Below are 17,843 nucleotides of genomic sequence, written 5' to 3'. Positions count from 1 at the left end.
TTGTTTTGCTTACCACACGAAACATGTGGTGCTCTGACCCCACTTTCGCTAAAGCACTAAACCTCCGTCCCCCCTCCCGTCAAACGCTGGCACAGCAAGGGCTGGGAGGATAGATGCCTGTTCCCCGCTGCTTTAAAGCGTGTGGGGTCAGTGCTGTGCTCTGACCCCACTTCCGCTAAAGCACTAAACCTCCGTCCCCCCTCCCGTCAAACGCTGGCACAGCAAGGGCTGGGAGGATAGATGCCTGTTCCCCCGCTGCTTTAAAGCGTGTGGGGTCAGAGCAACCGGTTATCCCCCTTCAAGATAAACACAAAAAAGCTGACCATCCATATGGTCAGCTCTTCCTCTAAATCTCTGTCAGCCTTCTGATTGCGCCCCAGGCTTCGTCTTTCCCCTGTCCGGTTTCAGATGAGAACAGGATGAGGGAATCTTCTGCTTCGAGTTCGAGTGTATCCTTTACGATCTTCACGTGCTTCTGCCATTTGGACTTTGGAATCTTGTCCGCTTTTGTTGCGATGATCAGCACGGGAAGATCATAATGCTTCAGGAAGTTGTACATGAGCACGTCGTCCTTTGAAGGAGCGTGACGGACGTCGATCAACAGAACGACTGCCTTGAGTTCCTCCCGTGATGTCAAATAGGTCTCGATCATCCGACCCCACGCATCCCGCTCGCTTTTGGACACCTTAGCGAACCCATAGCCGGGAACATCTACGAAGTGGAGAATTTCATTGATGATATAGAAATTCAGCGTTTGTGTTTTTCCGGGCTTAGATGAGGTTCTTGCCAGGTTTTTACGGTTGAGCAGCTTGTTGATAAAGGAGGATTTTCCAACATTGGACCTCCCGGCCAGAGCGATTTCCGGGATGCCGGCATCCGGGTATTGCTCTGGCTTTACAGCACTTATTACAATTTCAGATGAGGTTACTTTCATTTCATTTCTCCAGTCAATGCATGCATGAGCACTTCTTCTATAGTTGAGACGAGGACAAAGGTGAGGTCGTTGCGGACACTCTCCGGGATATCCTCCAGATCTTTTTCATTTTCACGCGGAAGGATGATTTTTTTCAATCCTGCTCTGTGTGCTGATAAGGATTTCTCCTTCAGACCGCCGATCGGCAATACCCGGCCGCGGAGTGTGATTTCTCCGGTCATTCCAACTTCTTTGCGGACAGGCTTCCCTGTCAGCGCGGAAATAAGAGCTGTTGCCATCGTGATGCCGGCTGACGGTCCGTCTTTTGGAACGGCCCCCTCCGGAACGTGAATGTGAATATCATGTTTTTCATGAAAATCAGAGTCGATGTTCAGGCTTTTGGAATTGGAGCGGATAAAGCTGAAGGCCGCCTGGGCTGATTCCTTCATCACATCTCCGAGCTTACCTGTCAGAATGAGCTTTCCTTTCCCCGGGGAAAGGGAAACTTCAATGGAGAGGGTATCTCCTCCAACGGTTGTGTAGGCAAGACCGGTAGCTACCCCGATCTGGTCCTCTACCTCCGCCTGACCGTAACGGAAAATCGTTTTGCCCAGGTACTCCTGAAGATTCTTATCCGTAATGATGATTTTTTTCTTTTCTTCCGACACAATCTTCTTAGCCGCTTTACGGCAGATGGCTGCCAGCTGGCGTTCCATGCCGCGCACTCCCGCTTCTCTTGTATAATAGCGGACGACATTTTGAAGCGCCGTTTCTTTCACTTGAAGATTCGCCTTTTTCAGGCCGTGGGCTTCCAGCTGCTTCGGAAGAAGATGATCCTTCGCAATCTGAATCTTTTCAAGCTCGGTATAGCCGGCAATCGTGATGATCTCCATTCTGTCGCGCAGAGGTCCCGGGATTGTAGCAAGATTGTTGGCTGTTGCGACGAACATGACGTTTGAGAGGTCATAGGTTTCTTCTATATAATGATCGCTGAATGTGTGGTTTTGTTCAGGATCAAGCACCTCGAGCAGCGCAGAGGAAGGATCCCCCCTGAAGTCGCTGGACATCTTATCGATTTCATCGAGAAGGAACACCGGATTGACGCTTCCTGCTTTTTTCATTCCCTGAATGATTCTGCCCGGCATCGCTCCTACATAGGTTCTCCGGTGGCCCCGGATTTCCGATTCATCCCGGACTCCGCCGAGTGAGATGCGGACAAAATTCCGGTTCAGAGACTTGGCGATCGAGCGGGCGAGTGACGTTTTCCCCACTCCCGGCGGTCCTGCAAGACAGAGAATCGGGCCTTTAAGGGAATTGGTCAGCTTCTGAACAGCTAAGTATTCCAATACCCGCTCCTTCACCTTTTCAAGTCCATGATGATCATCGTTGAGAATTTTTTCAGCAACGCGCAGATCCAGACGGTCCTCCGTGGATGCCGTCCATGGAAGGGCCAGGAGCCAGTCGATGTAATTCCTGATTACGGCGCTTTCTGCCGAGCTTGATGGAACTTTTTCGTACCGGTCGAGCTCTTTCAAGGCAGCTGCTTTAATTTCCTCCGGCATGCCGGCATCTTCAATTTTATCGGAAAGTGAAGAGATTTCCCCCGTTTTGCCTTCCTTGTCTCCAAGTTCTTTCTGGATGGCCTTCATTTGTTCCCGGAGGTAGTATTCCTTTTGGGTGCGCTCCATTGACCGCTTTACGCGCTGGCCGATTTTCTTTTCCAAGTTCAGCACTTCTTTTTCATTATTGATCATGCTGATTACTTTATGCAGCCGTTCTTTTACGTCAATGGTCTCGAGCACTTCCTGCTTTTCCTTCAGTTTGAGCGGAAGATGGGAAGCGACAAGATCGGCGACTCTGCCCGGCTCATCAATATCTGCCACAGAGGCGAACGTCTCAGCTGAAACCTTCTTGGAAAGCTTGATGTACTGCTCAAAATATTCAAGAAGCGTTCTCATAAGCGCTTCGCTTTCGACATCTTTGTCAGCATTTTCCTCGAGCGTTTGAATGGAAACCGTCAGCGTATCGTTTTCCTCCTGAAAGGAGCGGATCTCCCCTCTTTCCAGACCTTCTACCAATACACGGATTGTCCCGTTCGGGAGCTTAAGCATCTGTTTGATTTTTGTATACGTTCCCACCCGGTACACATCATCTTCTCCGGGTTCATCTATTGAAATGTCTTTTTGTGTTGCCAGAAAAATCATATGGTCGTCCATCATGGCTGTTTCCAATGCCTGAACTGATTTCTCCCTGCCTACATCCAAATGAAGAACCATGGTTGGATAGACCAAAAGCCCTCTTAATGGAAGCAAAGGAATGGTTGCCTCTTTCTTCGCCATACCTATGCACCTCCGTCTCTTTCTTGATAGCGTATGTGCGAGTTCTTGTCTAATTCTAACTTATTCTTTTTAGAGTGTCTATTTGGATGTTCAAAAATTGCCCATCGGACCGGCTCCATAGGAAAACCTCCAGTCCAGCTGGAGGTTTTCACTTGAACTTATACAGATTTCTTCTCATTGAAATAGTGTTCCGCAGGAGGATTTACAAGTGCGTGATCGAGCACTTCCTCGAAACGGGAGACGGGGATAATCCGTATGCCCGGTATGTCCTCGAGTATAGCCTGGCAGTTTTCGGCAGGAATGATAACCGTCTTCGCCCCAGCAGCCTTTGCCGCTTTGATTTTTGGAACAACTCCGCCAATCGGCTTCACATGGCCGTGTATGCTGATTTCTCCGGTCATCGCCAAAGTGTGGTCGACCGGAATCTTATGGATCGCTGAGAATATCCCGGCTGCCATCGCAATACCTGCTGAAGGACCATCCACTGGAACACCACCCGGGAAGTTTACATGGATATCATAGGCTTCCGCTTCTACTCCCATTGCTTTCAGCACGGTGATTACATTTTCAACGGATCCTTTCGCCATGCTTTTCCTTCTGATGGATTTCCCTCTGTCTCCAATGCTTTCTTCTTCGACAATGCCTGTGATGTTTATGCTTCCCTTTTCCTTAGCAGGGAGGACTGTAACTTCGATTTCCAGCAAAGAGCCAGTGTTCGGTCCGTGAACAGCAAGGCCGTTCACGAGCCCGATTTTTGCCTCAGGTCCAATTTTCCGTTCATGTCTTGGCGCCATTTGGCTGCTGTGGATGACCCACTCAATATCTTTAACCGTTACTTCATGACGGTCCTCATTCATTGCCATTCCGGCGATAATCTGCATCATGTTGACGATTTCCCGGCCGTTTCTCGCATAGGAAGTCATCAGGCTGATCCCCTCATCCGGAACCGCCATCCCGATTTTCACAGCCGCTTTATGTGCGACGATCGACAGCTCCTGCTGGTCGAGTTCTCTAAAGAACACTTCCACACACCTGGACCGGATTGCTGGCGGGATCTCATGAGGCGTTCTAGTCGTTGCTCCGATTAAACGGAAATCAGCGGGGAGTCCGTTTTGGAAAATATCATGGATATGCGTAGGGATATTCGTGTTTTCCTCGCTGTAATAGGCACTTTCCAAAAAGACTTTCCGGTCTTCCAGCACCTTCAGCATTTTGTTCATTTGGATTGGATGAAGTTCACCGATTTCGTCGATGAACAGCACACCGCCATGTGCATGAGTGACAGCCCCCTGCTTCGGCTGAGGGATACCCGCCTGTCCCATAGCACCGGCGCCCTGGTAGATCGGATCATGGACAGATCCGATGAGCGGATCTGCGATTCCCCGCTCATCAAAGCGGGCCGTCGTTGCATCCAGCTCTACAAATACGGCTGACTGTCTGAAAGGTGACTTGCCATTTTTCTTCGCTTCTTCAAGCACCAGCCTGGCTGCTGCTGTTTTCCCAACTCCCGGAGGCCCGTAAATGATGACATGCTGCGGATTCGGTCCGCATAGCGCAGCACTGAGGGAACGGATTCCATCCTCCTGCCCCACGATGTCTGAAAAGGTTTTAGGGCGCACCCTTTCTGCCAGCGGCTCACTCAGGCGGATTGACCGCATTTTCTTAAGCTGTTCCATTTCTTTTTTCGATTCCCTGTCAATGGAAACCTTCTGGGTCCTCTGGCTTTTCAGCAAATTCCAAAAATACAGCCCGATGATAATCCCGAAAAACAATTGTACAAATAATGCGATGCTCGTCCAACTCATATTGGTCCCTCCTGCCGCTTCCTGTTTCTATGTAAAAGAGTCTGCCTCTCTTATCCGGATCTCCGGTCTTGCTTCTCACTAGTATCTCCTCCATAGAACAGGAATAAACCCAGTAATTCAGTTAGCAGAAGATTTGGAAGCGGCTGGGGATGACCATAATTCACATAGACAGGCCTGTGGAACTTTTGAAGCGGAGAAGGTTCTCAAGTTTAGAGAAAGATAAGATATCAGTCTGCCTTACAGAGGCTTTTTATTTCAACTGCAGAGTGGCGAACGTTCTTCATGCAAAAGAAAAACCAGAAATGCATTCAGCATTTCTGGTTTTTGCGGTTAAGCAGAAGTCTTTTTATCTTTTTCAATGACGGTGCCGTCATTTGTTACGAGTTTAGGCGGAACCTGATCCGCTACAGTTGCCCCGGTAATCACACACTTTTCGATGTCTTCACGGGACGGCAGATCGAACATCACATCGAGCATAATGCCCTCAATGATGGAGCGGAGTCCGCGCGCGCCTGTTTTGCGCTCGATCGCCTTCTTGGCGATTTCAAGAAGGGCGCCTTCTTCAAACTCAAGCTCTACTCCGTCAAGATCAAGCATCTTCTGGTATTGTTTCACCAAAGCATTCTTAGGCTTAGTCAGGATTTCTACAAGCGCTTCCTCATCAAGAGGAGTAAGGCTTGAGATAACCGGCAGACGGCCGATGAATTCCGGGATCAGACCGAATTTCAGCAAATCCTCCGGAAGCACTTTGGAAAGAAGAACCTTCGAATCCATTTCTTCATTGGAAGTATCTGAACCGAATCCGATTACTTTCTTGCCGAGACGGCGTTTGATAATCTGTTCGATTCCGTCAAATGCACCACCGCAGATGAACAGAATGTTCGTAGTGTCGATTTGAATGAACTCCTGATGAGGATGTTTGCGTCCTCCCTGTGGCGGAACGCTTGCAACGGTTCCTTCAAGAATTTTAAGAAGGGCCTGCTGAACTCCTTCACCTGAAACGTCACGTGTGATGGACGGGTTTTCAGATTTACGGGCCACTTTATCGATTTCATCGATGTAGATGATTCCTTTTTCGGCTTTTTCTACATCATAATCTGCCGCCTGAATCAGTTTGAGAAGAATGTTTTCAACGTCTTCTCCTACATATCCTGCTTCCGTTAGGGAAGTGGCATCTGCAATGGCAAACGGTACGTTAAGGATACGAGCCAGAGTTTGCGCAAGAAGGGTTTTCCCGCTTCCTGTCGGTCCGATCATGGCGATGTTGCTCTTGGAAAGCTCCACATCGTCAATTTTGCTGCTCGAATTGATCCGTTTGTAGTGATTGTAAACAGCTACTGCAAGGGATTTCTTCGCAGCATCCTGGCCGATCACGTATTCATCAAGGATTTCCCTGATTTCTGCTGGCTTCGGTACATCTTTGAACTCAACTTCTTCTTCTGTGCCAAGCTCTTCTTCTACAATCTCCGTACAGAGCTCGATGCACTCGTCACATATATATACGCCCGGACCGGCTACAAGCTTACGCACCTGATCCTGTGTTTTACCGCAGAAAGAGCACTTTAGCTGGCCTTTTTCATCATTAAATTTGAACATTGTGTTTCACCCCTTATTCTTTATCTCTTCATACGATCAAACTCCGACCGGCAGCGGATCCAATAGTGTAAACAGAGAGCCTTTACCTTAAAGATTGCCTCAATCAGCAAGATCTGGAAGCTGCAGGTAAGTCAGATATGTAGCGGATTCTATCACAAATGCTGCAGTGTTGGAAATGAAACGCTTGAAGATTCATTGCTGTTATGTATGCTTTCCTATATCCTACCCTAAATTTTGAAGAAAAAACATGACGGTATGTTCGGGACGGATAGCCGGCTTCCTGATTCCCATAAAGGGATATGTATTGATGTATGTATATGTATTTTATCATGTTTTTATTTAATAAGAAACGTTCCTGCCTCCATGTATATGTCGCCAATTTCCGCAGGTCCGTATGTTTAGAAAACAGGGCACGATTGATTCGTGCCCTGCCAAGCCTTGCTTATTATGCAGCTGATTTGCTGTTTTCCACGAGGAAATCAATTGCTTTGCGGATTTTAAGGTCTTCTTTAACAGCATCTGTACTGCCAAGCGCCTGCTTGATGCCGTCAACCGGCATGTTGTACATTTCAGCCATTTTGGAAAGCTCTTCTTCCACTTCAGCATCTGTGATTTCGATGTTTTCAGCGGCAGCAACTGCCTCAAGAGTCAGATTGAACTTCACGCGTTTTGCAGCATCTTCGTTCATTTGCTGTTTCAGCGCTTCTTCATCCTGTCCGGAGAACTGGAAGTAAAGCTCCAGGTTCATGCCCTGCATTTGCAGGCGCTGTTCGAATTCCTTCATCATGCGCTCTACTTCGCTGTCGATCATAACCTGTGGAATTTCTACTTCAGCGTTCTCAGCTGCTTTTTCAACAACTGCATCACGCAGTTTGTTTTCAGCTTCTGTTTTGCGTGTTTCTTCAAGGCGCTCTTTTGTTTTTGCTTTAAGAGCATCAAGAGTTTCCACTTCATCATCTACATCTTTAGCGAATTCATCATCGAGCTCAGGAAGCTCTTTCGCTTTGATTTCGTGGACTTTCACTTTGAATACAGCAGCTTTTCCTGCAAGATCTTCTGCATGGTACTCTTCAGGGAATGTTACTTCCACTTCTTTTTCTGCGCCGGTCTCAAGGCCGGTCAGCTGTTCTTCGAAACCGGGAATGAAAGAACCGGATCCGATTTCAAGAGAGTAGTTGTCCGCTTGTCCGCCTTCAAATGCTTCTCCGTCTACGAAGCCTTCGAAATCGATCACAACTGTGTCGCCCTCTTCAATTTTTCCTTCTTCTTTCACGACAAGCTCAGCCTGGCGCTCCTGAAGCTGCTTCAGTTCATTATCCACATCTTCGTCGGTTACCTGTGCATCGTCTTTTTCCACTTCAAGGCCTTTGTACTCTCCAAGCTTCACTTCAGGCTTCACCTGTACTTTAGCTGTGAAAGTCAATGTTTCACCTTTGCCCATGGATTCAATGTCAATCTCCGGACGGTCGATTGGATCGATGTTCGCTTCTTCGATTGCTTTTCCGTATTCTACCGGTAAAAGAAGATCAAGAGCATCCTGGTATAGAGTTTCTACTCCAAAGCGCTGTTCAAACAGGCTGCGCGGAACCTTTCCTTTACGGAAACCGGGAATGGATACTTGCTGTACGACTTTTTTAAACGCCTGGTCAAGCGCGCCGTCGAATGTTTCAGCATCCACTTCAACAGTCAAAATCCCTTGATTACCTTCAAGTTTTTCCCATTTAGCAGACATGTGTTTCCCTCCAAAAATCTATAGTATGTAACTAGTTTCATGATTCAGCAAATCAGCGGCACGGTTCGCCGCTTTATGTAAATTCGAGCGTCTTCCGCTCCACATCACGATATGAAACCATTTCATTATAACACAGAAAAATGTTGTTTCAACCTATTCCTATATATTTCTAGCCTCAGCCCTGCTCATCGCCAAGGTAGGACATTCTCTCGATCTGCCGGATTTTACTGCACGCCTCGCTAAGCTGAAAGGATGGAATTTGATAGGAGGCACTGATTTCCTCTTCCTCAATATCGATCCCGTGGAGCTCATATCCGGTTTTATGAAGAGCAGCAGCCCACAATGACGCATCAGATGGCTTGGGCAGAAACGGAAACAGGACAAAAAGATGGCGGATCCACAGCTCCCTTACCGCCTCGAACAGGGTCGGATTCTCTGCACCGAGTGTGTCATCGAGCAGATTCAGCACCTGTTTGGCGAAGGGAGTATCCGATAAATCGGCGAGTGAGGCGGGGACAACCGTGAGTTCGTCTCCAAATTTCTCCACTTCAACCGGCTTGTTTATCTCATGCTCCATCAGGACCTGCAAGATCATCGTTTTAATTACCGGATGCACATGAGCCGACTTCAGCATGGACTTGAGAGTCGGCATATGTTTCGCCGCGTTGCGGTCCCGGATGGATTGGATGTAGTCGATCTGCCGCGATGAATCCGCCATAAACCCCTCTGACTCTGTCCAGTCTTCCGGTTCGTAGGAGGATGGCTCATCTTGAATCTCCCCGGCTTCTTCTGTTCCGCTCATTTTCCGGCTGAAATCCAGGAGGCGGTAAAATTGTTCGGCACTTTCTGCGGGAAGCTGATTTTCCTGCAGTACCGCTTCAATCGTGGCTTGAACTTCATTATATTCACGCAGCTGGATCAGTATGGTTAAATAGACCTGCAGGACCGTAAAGTAATGGCCGATGTCCTCATGGAGCATCTTTTTGCATACATCCCGTGCTTCCTGCAGTTCTCCCATCTCCATCAAGCAAAGTGCGATTCCAAGCTGAATTTCAGCCTGGTCCTCATCCATGCCTCTTGCTTCTGAAAAATACTCCAGAGCCCGGTGAAACTGCTTTTCCTTCAAAGCATCCATTCCCTTGTCGACAAGCCGCTTTTTCAGGTTTGGAAAAGGGATGACCTTTGAATGTTTATCTTTTTTCATGAACAAACCAACTCCGCGTTCATTTTTTTCAAGTTTACCAATGGGAAGTCAGGAACACAAGCCGGGCATCTGCCGGGAGTCAGCTGCTCCGCCAGATTGGGCTGAATACTGCCGAGCGGTCAGGAGCATGAATGCCGCACGGTAAGCAGCCAGGGCTAATAAAGCAGGCTGTCCCTTGACCTGAAACCACAGTAAAAAGAGCCGTTCCAGCGGAGCGGCTCTCTTCTCACATTCTTCCCTCATATTCTGCAATCCGGTCTTCGTAAAGGAGGGTATAGGCGATCTCATCCCTGCCGTTCATAAGCATCTCTTTCCAGTGCGGATCAATGTCAAAGGCCGCTTCAAGGCCGCTGCTGCTCCAGATCGTCTGATCGGCAAGGTTCACTGTCAGCTCTCCATCTGTAAAAGCTGCCTTTTCCATCAGAACGGCGATCTTGGCTGCATCAAGCTTGACTGGAAGGATGCCGTTCTTCAGACAATTCTGGTGAAAAATATCCGCAAAGGACGGGGCTATGATCACTTTGAACCCATAGTCTCCCAGCGCCCATGGAGCATGTTCCCGCGAAGATCCGCAGCCGAAATTTTCTCCGGCGAGAAGGATGGAAGCACCCTTGAATTTCGGGTCATTCAGTTCGAAGGAAGGGTCCGGGTCCCCGTTTTCTTTGTAGCGCCAGTCAAAGAAGGCAAATCTCCCGTATCCTGTCCGCTCGATCCGTTTCAGAAACTGCTTTGGAATAATCTGATCTGTATCTACATTGTCTCTGTCCAGTACGGCTGCTTTTCCTTTATGGAGCAGAAATGGTTTCAGCATGACGATCTCCCTCCCTGTATGGCGATTTCCGGATATCAACAAAACGGCCGTGAATGGCTGCGGCAGCGGCCATCACCGGACTGACGAGATGGGTACGGGCCCCTTTTCCCTGCCGCCCTTCAAAATTCCGGTTGGATGTAGAGGCACAGCGTTCTCCGTCCGGCACCGCATCATCGTTCATGCTTAAGCACATGCTGCAGCCGGAATGCCGCCATTCAAAGCCCGCTGCCGTAAACAGATCATGCAGCCCTTCTTCTTCTGCCTTCCGCTTAACAGCATCTGATCCTGGCACGATCATCGCCCGGACTGATGGTGCCACTTTCTTTCCGGAGACGTAAGCTGCCGCTTCCCTCAGATCATGGATCCGTGAATTGGTGCAGGACCCGATAAATACGTGCTGCACCTCGAGCGAATCAATCGTCTGTCCCGGTTCAAGCCCCATATAGAGGTACGCGCGTTCCGCTTCCCGTCTTGATTCCTTAGTCTGAAAAGACTCCGGCACCGGGATTGATCCATCAACAGGGAGAGTCATACCCGGATTGGTTCCCCAGGTCACCATTGGCGCAATCTCTCCACCCTTGATTTCAACCGTATGGTCATATACAGCTCCTTCATCAGAAGCGAACTGCTTCCACTCTGCTGCCGCTTTTTCAAACTCCGCACCTTTAGGGGCGAACTTTCTTCCTTTTATATAGGAGAAAGTCGTTTCATCAGGGGCAATCAATCCTGCCCGCGCCCCAGCTTCTATCGACATGTTGCAAATCGTCATCCTTTCATCCATCGAAAGGTTCCGGATAACACTGCCTGTATATTCAATCACATAACCCGTTCCGAAACGGATTCCGTGCTTTCCAATAATATAGAGAATCACGTCTTTCGCTGTCACGCCGTCTCCGAGCTCCCCGTCGATGCGGATGTTTAACGTTTTGGGCTTCTGCTGCCACAAGGTCTGGGAGGCCATCACATGCTCAACCTCGCTCGTTCCAATCCCGAAGGCAAGAGCGCCAAATGCTCCGTGGGTAGACGTGTGGCTGTCTCCGCAGACAATCGTTTTTCCCGGCAGAGTCAGTCCGAGCTCAGGACCGATCACATGGACGATCCCTTGATCCTCGCTTCCGATATCCGCCAGGCGGATACCGAATTCCGTGCAGTTGCGCTCCAGCGCATGAATCTGGTTTTTCGCTGTTTCATCTTTAATAACAGACGGGTTGACAGTAGGAATATTGTGATCCATCGTTGCAAAGGTTAAATCGGGCCTTCTTACTTTCCGGCCTTTTGTTCTCAGTCCCTCAAACGCTTGCGGAGAGGTTACTTCATGAATGAGATGCAGGTCGATATACAGAAGATCGGGTTTGCCTTCTTCCTTTACTACGACATGCCGGTCCCACAGCTTCTCAAAAAGTGTTTTCCTTTTCATGTTTCTCCTCCTCCTTTTTCAGCTGCTTTTAAGCATAAGCTTCCATTATATGAATGATGGCATTATCTTCTTCCAGGCTCTCTTTGATCTCCGCAATCATTTCTTCGGTCGTAAGCACCTGTTCATCGGCTGCCGCCAGGTCTCCCGTACGTTTTCCGGCGTTCAGCACATGCTGCACAGCACTTTCCACGGCACTTGCCTCCTCCTCCAGTCCAAAGGAGGTGCGCAGCATCATCGCAGCGGATAATACCATCGCGAGCGGGTTTGCCTTATTTTCCCCTGCGATATCCGGAGCTGAGCCATGAACCGGCTCATACAGGTGCAGTCCGTTCAGTGAAAGGCTTGAGGAAGGGAGCATCCCGAGCGATCCGGTCAGAACGGACGCTTCATCACTTAAAATATCGCCAAACAAATTCTCCGTTACGATGACATCAAACCGGGCCGGGTTCTGAATAAGCTGCATCGCTGCGTTATCCACGAGCATATGCTCAAGCTCCACCTCCGGGTACTCTTTTTTCACCTCTTCGGCCGTCTCTCTCCACATCCGGCTGGACTCAAGCACATTGGCCTTATCAACAGACGTGACCTTTTTTCTGCGACCCGAAGCCATTTCAAAGGCTGCTTTGATGATCCGTCTCACTTCCTCTTTTGTATAAACGAGTGTATCGACGGCTGATTCTTTTTCCCCGCTTCCGCTGCGGCCGCTCGGTTTCCCGAAATACAAGCCTCCCGTCAGCTCACGGACGATAACAAAATCAACGCCTTGCAATACTGACTTTTTGAACGGGCTCCGCTCTTCCAGACATTCGAAGGCTTTAACGGGACGGACGTTCGCGTAAAGGCCCAGTTCCTTTCTGATCGCCAGAAGACCTCTTTCCGGCCTGTTGGCAGGAGCTTGATTTTCCCACTTCGGCCCTCCTACCGCTCCGAGCAACACAGCATCCGCATTCCTGCACAGCTCAAGGGTTTCATCCGGAAGCGGCACACCCCGCTCATCGATCGCTGACCCGCCAATCAGTCCGGAGGTGAAATTGAATTCATGTCCGTATTGCTCGGCAATGACTGAGAGGACTTCCCTTGCTCCGTTCATCACTTCCCTGCCGATTCCGTCACCCGGAAGCATCGCGATTGTCTTCTTCATTCTCCATCCCCCATTTCGTCAGACTGGCAGCTGAACCGCTTCCTGCTCCTCACTGCTGAACAGCAGTACACGATTTACTGCATTCACATAGGCTTTTGCTGAGGCTTCAAGAACATCCTGGGCCATTCCGCGGCCGCTTGTTTCCACTCCTTTGAATTCCACTTTCACATATACTTCAGCAAGAGCATCACGGCCGCTGCTGTTGGATTGAATCCGGTAGTCCTTCAAATGAACCGGGGTGCCGATGCACCTTTCCAGCGTATTGTAGATGGCTTCTACACTTCCGGCACCTGTTGCCGCTTCCTGGACTACCGCTTTGTGCGGATCCTTCAACGTAATGGCTGCCGTCGTCAGGTTGGCTGTTCCAAACTGCACCTGCAGGGTCAGCAGTTCATAGCCGGCAGCCCCGTTCGCGGCTCTTTCTTCCATTAAAATAGAGAGCAGGTCAGCATCGGTAAATTCCTTCTTTTTTTCCGACCAATCCTTGAAGCGGTCAAATGCACGTTTCAGCTCTTTATCTCCCAATTCGTATCCCAGCTCTTTCATTCTGGCACCGAATGCATGGCGTCCAGAATGCTTTCCGAGTACGAGAGAATTCGAGGAAACCCCGACCATCTCCGGTGAAATGATCTCGTATGTCGTTTTTTCTTTGAGCACCCCGTCCTGATGGATACCGGATTCATGGGCAAAAGCGTTTTTCCCCACCACGGCTTTATTGCCAGGAACGACCATGCCGGTCAGCTTGCTCACAATATCACTTGTACGCTTAATTTCATTCAGCTTTATATCAAAGTAAGATTGATAGTAGTCCTGGCGGATCTTAAGGGCAACAGCTATTTCCTCGAGCGCGGCATTGCCTGCCCTCTCTCCGATTCCATTTATCGTCCCTTCCACCTGCCCGGCCCCGTGCTCAATGGCTGCAAGCGAATTGGCGACTGCCATTCCAAGGTCATTATGGCAGTGTGCCGATAAAATCACCTCATCGATCCCCTCAACATTTCTCTTTAGATAGGAAAAGATTTCCCCGTACTCCTTTGGATGGATGTATCCGACTGTATCCGGAATATTGACTACATCCGCCCCTGCTTTAATGACCTCTTCTACGATTTCGCTCAAATAATCCAATTCTGTCCGGCATGCATCTTCTGCGGACCACTGCACAACAGGGAACAGCTTTTTCGCGTATTTTACAGCCTCCACTGCCGCTTCCACGACCTGCTCCTTTGATTTTTTCAGCTTGTGCTCCCGGTGGATCGGGGACGTAGCCAAGAATACGTGAAGCCTTGGGTGGGCCCCGTCTTTCAGCGCCTCCCAGGCAAGATCAATATCGCTTTTTACGGAGCGGGCAAGCCCAGTGACTGACCCGTTTTTTACCGTTCTTGCAATCTCCCGCACACTCTTCATCTCTGCCTTGGAGGAAGCGGGGAATCCCGCTTCCATAATGTCGACTCCCAGTCTCTCAAGCTGCCTTGCAATCTCCAGCTTCTCTGCGAAAGTGAGATTGACCCCTGCTGATTGCTCCCCGTCTCTCAGCGTCGTATCAAAGACATTAATTTTCCGCACCAGCGGTCACCGCCTCTTTCGCTTTTGGCTTGACGAACGGCATCATGCTTCGGAGTGTTCTTCCTACCTGCTCAATCTGGTGTTCATTTTCTCTCTTGTTGATCGCATTGAACTGTGGACGATTCACCTGGTTCTCAACAATCCATTCTTTCGCAAATTTCCCGGATTGGATATCTTCCAGAACCGCTTTCATCGATTCTTTTACTCTTGCATCTACTACTCTCGGACCGGATACAAAATCGCCCCATTGTGCGGTGTCGGACACGGAATACCTCATTCCCTCCAGTCCTCCTTCGTACATCAGGTCCACGATCAGCTTCAATTCATGCATACATTCGAAGTAGGCGAGTTCCGGCTGGTAGCCTGCCTCCACAAGCGTTTCAAAGCCTGCTTTCACAAGGGATGTCAGCCCTCCGCACAGGACAGCCTGTTCTCCGAAAAGATCTGTTTCCGTCTCTTCCTTGAAGGTCGTTTCCAAAACTCCCGCGCGCCCTGCTCCGATTCCTTTTGCATAGGCCAGTGCCGTATCACGCGCGTTACCGGAAACATCCTGGTGGATGGCGAACAGAGCGGGAACCCCGGCACCTTCCGTATACGTTCTCCGCACCAGATGCCCCGGTCCTTTCGGCGCAACAAGGAATACATCGACAAACTCAGGGGGTACAATCTGATGGAAATGGATGTTGAACCCGTGGGCGAATACGAGTGACTTCCCAGGCTCAAGCGCTTCCTTAATTTCCTGATTGTATACCTTCGCCTGCTGCTCATCCGGCAAGAGGACCATGATGACATCAGCTGCCTCCGCTGCTTCTTTTACGGTATAGACGGTGTGTCCATCTGCTTGCGCTTTATTAAAAGAAGAGCCTTTCCTTACTCCGACAACAACATCCAAGCCGCTTTCCTTCAGGTTTAGTGCATGGGCATGACCCTGTGATCCATATCCCATTACCGCAATTTTCTTCCCTTGAAGTGCCTGCTCGTTTACATCCCCGTTATAATAGACCTTTGCCATCCTGCATCTCTCCATTTCCATGTTTTTTAGACGATAAATGCTGTTTTCGATTGAGTGCCTCGTTTGCTGCTTCTTGTAAAAGCCGTTGTACCGGTTCTGGCTACTTCCTTGATGCCGTATGGCTTCAGCAAATCAATCAGTGCTTCCACCTTTGACGGCTCCCCTGTTGCTTGGATGACGAGGCTGTCTTTTCCTACATCAATCACAGAAGCCCGGAAAGGCTCAACCACTCCATAGATTTCCATCCTGATCGCCGCAGGTGCATTCACTTTTATCAGCGCAAGCTCCCTGGCCACGACATTTTCATTCGTCATATCATTTACCTTTAGCACATGGATCTGTTTGTTGAGCTGCTTCGTCAGCTGCTCCACCTGCTTATGGTCTTCTACATCCACCGTGAAGGTGATCCGCGAAACCCCCTCGGTCTCCGTGTGACCGACCGTGATGCTCTCAATGTTGTACAGCCGTTTTGTAAAAAGCCCTGTAATCCGGTTCAATACGCCCGGACGGTTCAGTACGGTGATGGTGATGATGCGCTTCACGGTTTCACCCCCGTCATTTGATTGATTCCTTTGCCCGGTGCAATCATCGGATAGACGTTCTCTTCTTGTTCCACTGCAACATTGATGAGCATGGGCTCATCGGACCGCAGTGCCCCTTCAAGTTCTCTGTAAGCTTCTTCCATGCTGTTGATAGTCAGCCCTTTAATGCCATAAGCCTCTGCAAGCTTGTTGAAGTTTGGCTGAGAAACAAATTTAGAATGCGAGTATCGTTCTTCATAGAAAATTTCCTGCCACTGTCTGACCATTCCAAGTGATTGATTGTTTAAGATGACGATTTTGATCGGCAGCTGCAGTTCGTATATGACAGAAAGCTCCTGGAGGGTCATCTGGAATCCCCCGTCTCCAACGACAGCTACAACCTTTCTCGTTTTATCTGCAAGCTGGGCACCGATGGCAGAAGGAAGGCCAAAGCCCATCGTCCCCAGTCCGCCGGAGGTGACCCAGCTGTCCGCGCTTTTGAAAGGATAAAATTGGGCCGCCCACATCTGATGCTGTCCGACATCTGTCGTGACGATCGCCTCTCCATCTGTATACGTACAGATCATTTCCAACAGTTTTTGGGGCTTAATCGTCTCAGCGGATTCCTTATACCATAGCGGATACTCTTTCTTTGACTGCTCCTGTTTCTCCCGCCACTCAGCAGCATCCGCGACTTTCCCGTTCTGATGGATCAGTTCTTCCAATACAAGTCGCGCATCCCCTACGACCGGGATATGGGTCGGTACGTTTTTGCCGACTTCTGCAGGATCGATATCGATATGAGCCACTGTGGCATATTTCGCAAAATGATCCAGATTGCCGGTCAGCCGGTCATCGAATCTCGCCCCGATGTTAATGAGGAGATCGCATTCATAGAGCGCCATGTTCGCTGTATACGTCCCGTGCATGCCTGCCATCCCGAGGAACAGCTCATGGCCGGCAGGAAAACCGCCTAGACCAAGCAATGTATGGACTACAGGAATCCCCTGCTGCTCAGCGTATTTTTTTAAATATTCCGACGCTTTAGCGTGCAAAACACCCGCTCCGGCAAGGATGACCGGCTTTTTCGCCCGACTTACTGCTTCGACAAGCTTTCTGATCTGGAGATGATTCGGTGCGCTGACAGGCTGATAGCCGGGTAGCTCCAGCTTCTGATCATAGCGGAATTCCCCTTCTGATACGGCAATATCCTTTGGAATATCGATGAGGACCGGTCCCGGTCTTCCAGTTGAAGCAATGTGAAAAGCTTCTTTAATCGCCATTGGCAGCTCGCCCACATGCCTCACCTGCACACTGTGCTTCGTTACCGGCATCGTAATTCCAAGGACATCCGCCTCCTGGAAGGCATCCGATCCGATGACTGTGGTTGCAACCTGTCCAGTGAATACGACAAGCGGCAGCGAATCGATCATCGCATCAGCAAGGCCGGTCACAAGATTGGTAGCACCCGGTCCCGAAGTGGCAATGACCACTCCCGGTTTGCCGGAAACCCTTGCATACCCTTCCGCTGCATGGATCGCTCCCTGTTCATGTCTTGTCAAAATGTGAAACAGACCGGAATCATAAAGCTTGTCGTATAACGGAAGGACGGCTCCCCCCGGATACCCGAAGAGGACCTCTACCTTTTCCCGCTTCAGGGCTTCAATCAGCATACTGCCGCCTGTCATCCGGACAGGGCTCTCGAGCTGTGCTTCATCCATCTCTTCCTGCAGTTTCATTAAGTAGGCCTCCTCATTTTCAAACGTTTTTTATGCTTGCCGGGCTGTAT

Annotated in this window: 13 protein-coding genes; all 13 read right to left on the bottom strand. The window is 49.6% G+C overall.

The genetic code is table 11. The annotated features are described in order from the left end of the window. Positions 1 to 346: 346 nt before the first annotated feature. Positions 347 to 934 carry a ribosome biogenesis GTP-binding protein YihA/YsxC gene (gene yihA, locus GKZ89_RS05945; RefSeq protein ID WP_155111476.1) on the bottom strand — a complete coding sequence of 196 codons (588 nt, stop codon included), beginning with the start codon at positions 932 to 934 and terminating at the stop codon, positions 347 to 349. Continuing rightward, positions 931 to 3,252 (bottom strand): endopeptidase La, encoded by a 2,322-nt coding sequence (gene lon, locus GKZ89_RS05940; RefSeq protein ID WP_155111475.1) that lies wholly within the window; start codon positions 3,250 to 3,252, stop codon positions 931 to 933. The genes yihA and lon overlap by 4 nt, the downstream gene beginning before the upstream one ends. Positions 3,253 to 3,410: 158 nt before the next feature. Continuing rightward, positions 3,411 to 5,057 (bottom strand): ATP-dependent protease LonB, encoded by a 1,647-nt coding sequence (gene lonB, locus GKZ89_RS05935; protein WP_155111474.1) that lies wholly within the window; start codon positions 5,055 to 5,057, stop codon positions 3,411 to 3,413. 330 nt (positions 5,058 to 5,387) lie between these two features. Then, the gene (clpX, locus tag GKZ89_RS05930) at positions 5,388 to 6,653 is read right to left on the bottom strand and encodes an ATP-dependent protease ATP-binding subunit ClpX (RefSeq protein ID WP_155111473.1); all 1,266 of its coding nucleotides are present in this window, start codon (positions 6,651 to 6,653) and stop codon (positions 5,388 to 5,390) included. 445 nt (positions 6,654 to 7,098) lie between these two features. Then, the gene (gene tig, locus GKZ89_RS05925; protein ID WP_155111472.1) at positions 7,099 to 8,385 is read right to left on the bottom strand and encodes a trigger factor; all 1,287 of its coding nucleotides are present in this window, start codon (positions 8,383 to 8,385) and stop codon (positions 7,099 to 7,101) included. Between the two features lie 175 nt (positions 8,386 to 8,560). After that, positions 8,561 to 9,589 (bottom strand): tetratricopeptide repeat protein, encoded by a 1,029-nt coding sequence (locus tag GKZ89_RS05920; RefSeq protein WP_155111471.1) that lies wholly within the window; start codon positions 9,587 to 9,589, stop codon positions 8,561 to 8,563. A gap of 226 nt (positions 9,590 to 9,815) precedes the next feature. Then, complete coding sequence (leuD, locus tag GKZ89_RS05915; RefSeq protein ID WP_155111542.1) at positions 9,816 to 10,397, bottom strand: 3-isopropylmalate dehydratase small subunit; 582 nt, start codon at positions 10,395 to 10,397, stop codon at positions 9,816 to 9,818. Continuing rightward, on the bottom strand, positions 10,375 to 11,817 hold the full coding sequence (leuC, locus tag GKZ89_RS05910; RefSeq protein WP_155111470.1) for a 3-isopropylmalate dehydratase large subunit: 1,443 nt from the start codon (positions 11,815 to 11,817) through the stop codon (positions 10,375 to 10,377). The genes leuD and leuC overlap by 23 nt, the downstream gene beginning before the upstream one ends. A gap of 28 nt (positions 11,818 to 11,845) precedes the next feature. Next, a complete protein-coding gene (gene leuB / locus GKZ89_RS05905) occupies positions 11,846 to 12,958 on the bottom strand; it encodes a 3-isopropylmalate dehydrogenase (protein WP_155111469.1) in 1,113 nt (370 codons plus the stop codon). An 18-nt stretch (positions 12,959 to 12,976) separates the two neighbouring features. Further along, positions 12,977 to 14,521 carry a 2-isopropylmalate synthase gene (locus GKZ89_RS05900; protein WP_162356536.1) on the bottom strand — a complete coding sequence of 515 codons (1,545 nt, stop codon included), beginning with the start codon at positions 14,519 to 14,521 and terminating at the stop codon, positions 12,977 to 12,979. After that, entirely contained in the window at positions 14,508 to 15,533 is a 1,026-nt protein-coding gene (gene ilvC, locus GKZ89_RS05895; RefSeq protein ID WP_155111467.1) for a ketol-acid reductoisomerase, read from the bottom strand. Before ilvC ends, GKZ89_RS05900 begins: the two co-directional genes overlap by 14 nt. Before the next feature lie 26 nt (positions 15,534 to 15,559). Then, the gene (gene ilvN, locus GKZ89_RS05890) at positions 15,560 to 16,075 is read right to left on the bottom strand and encodes an acetolactate synthase small subunit (RefSeq protein WP_162356534.1); all 516 of its coding nucleotides are present in this window, start codon (positions 16,073 to 16,075) and stop codon (positions 15,560 to 15,562) included. Further along, complete coding sequence (gene ilvB, locus GKZ89_RS05885; RefSeq protein ID WP_155111466.1) at positions 16,072 to 17,793, bottom strand: acetolactate synthase large subunit; 1,722 nt, start codon at positions 17,791 to 17,793, stop codon at positions 16,072 to 16,074. The genes ilvN and ilvB overlap by 4 nt, the downstream gene beginning before the upstream one ends. Positions 17,794 to 17,843 lie beyond the last annotated feature (50 nt).

It is taken from the genome of Metabacillus mangrovi, assembly GCF_009711125.1.
GTDB classification, from domain to species: domain Bacteria; phylum Bacillota; class Bacilli; order Bacillales; family Bacillaceae; genus Metabacillus_B; species Metabacillus_B mangrovi.
Note: the sequence above shows the minus strand (reverse complement) of the source record. Positions and strands in the feature narration are given on the sequence as shown.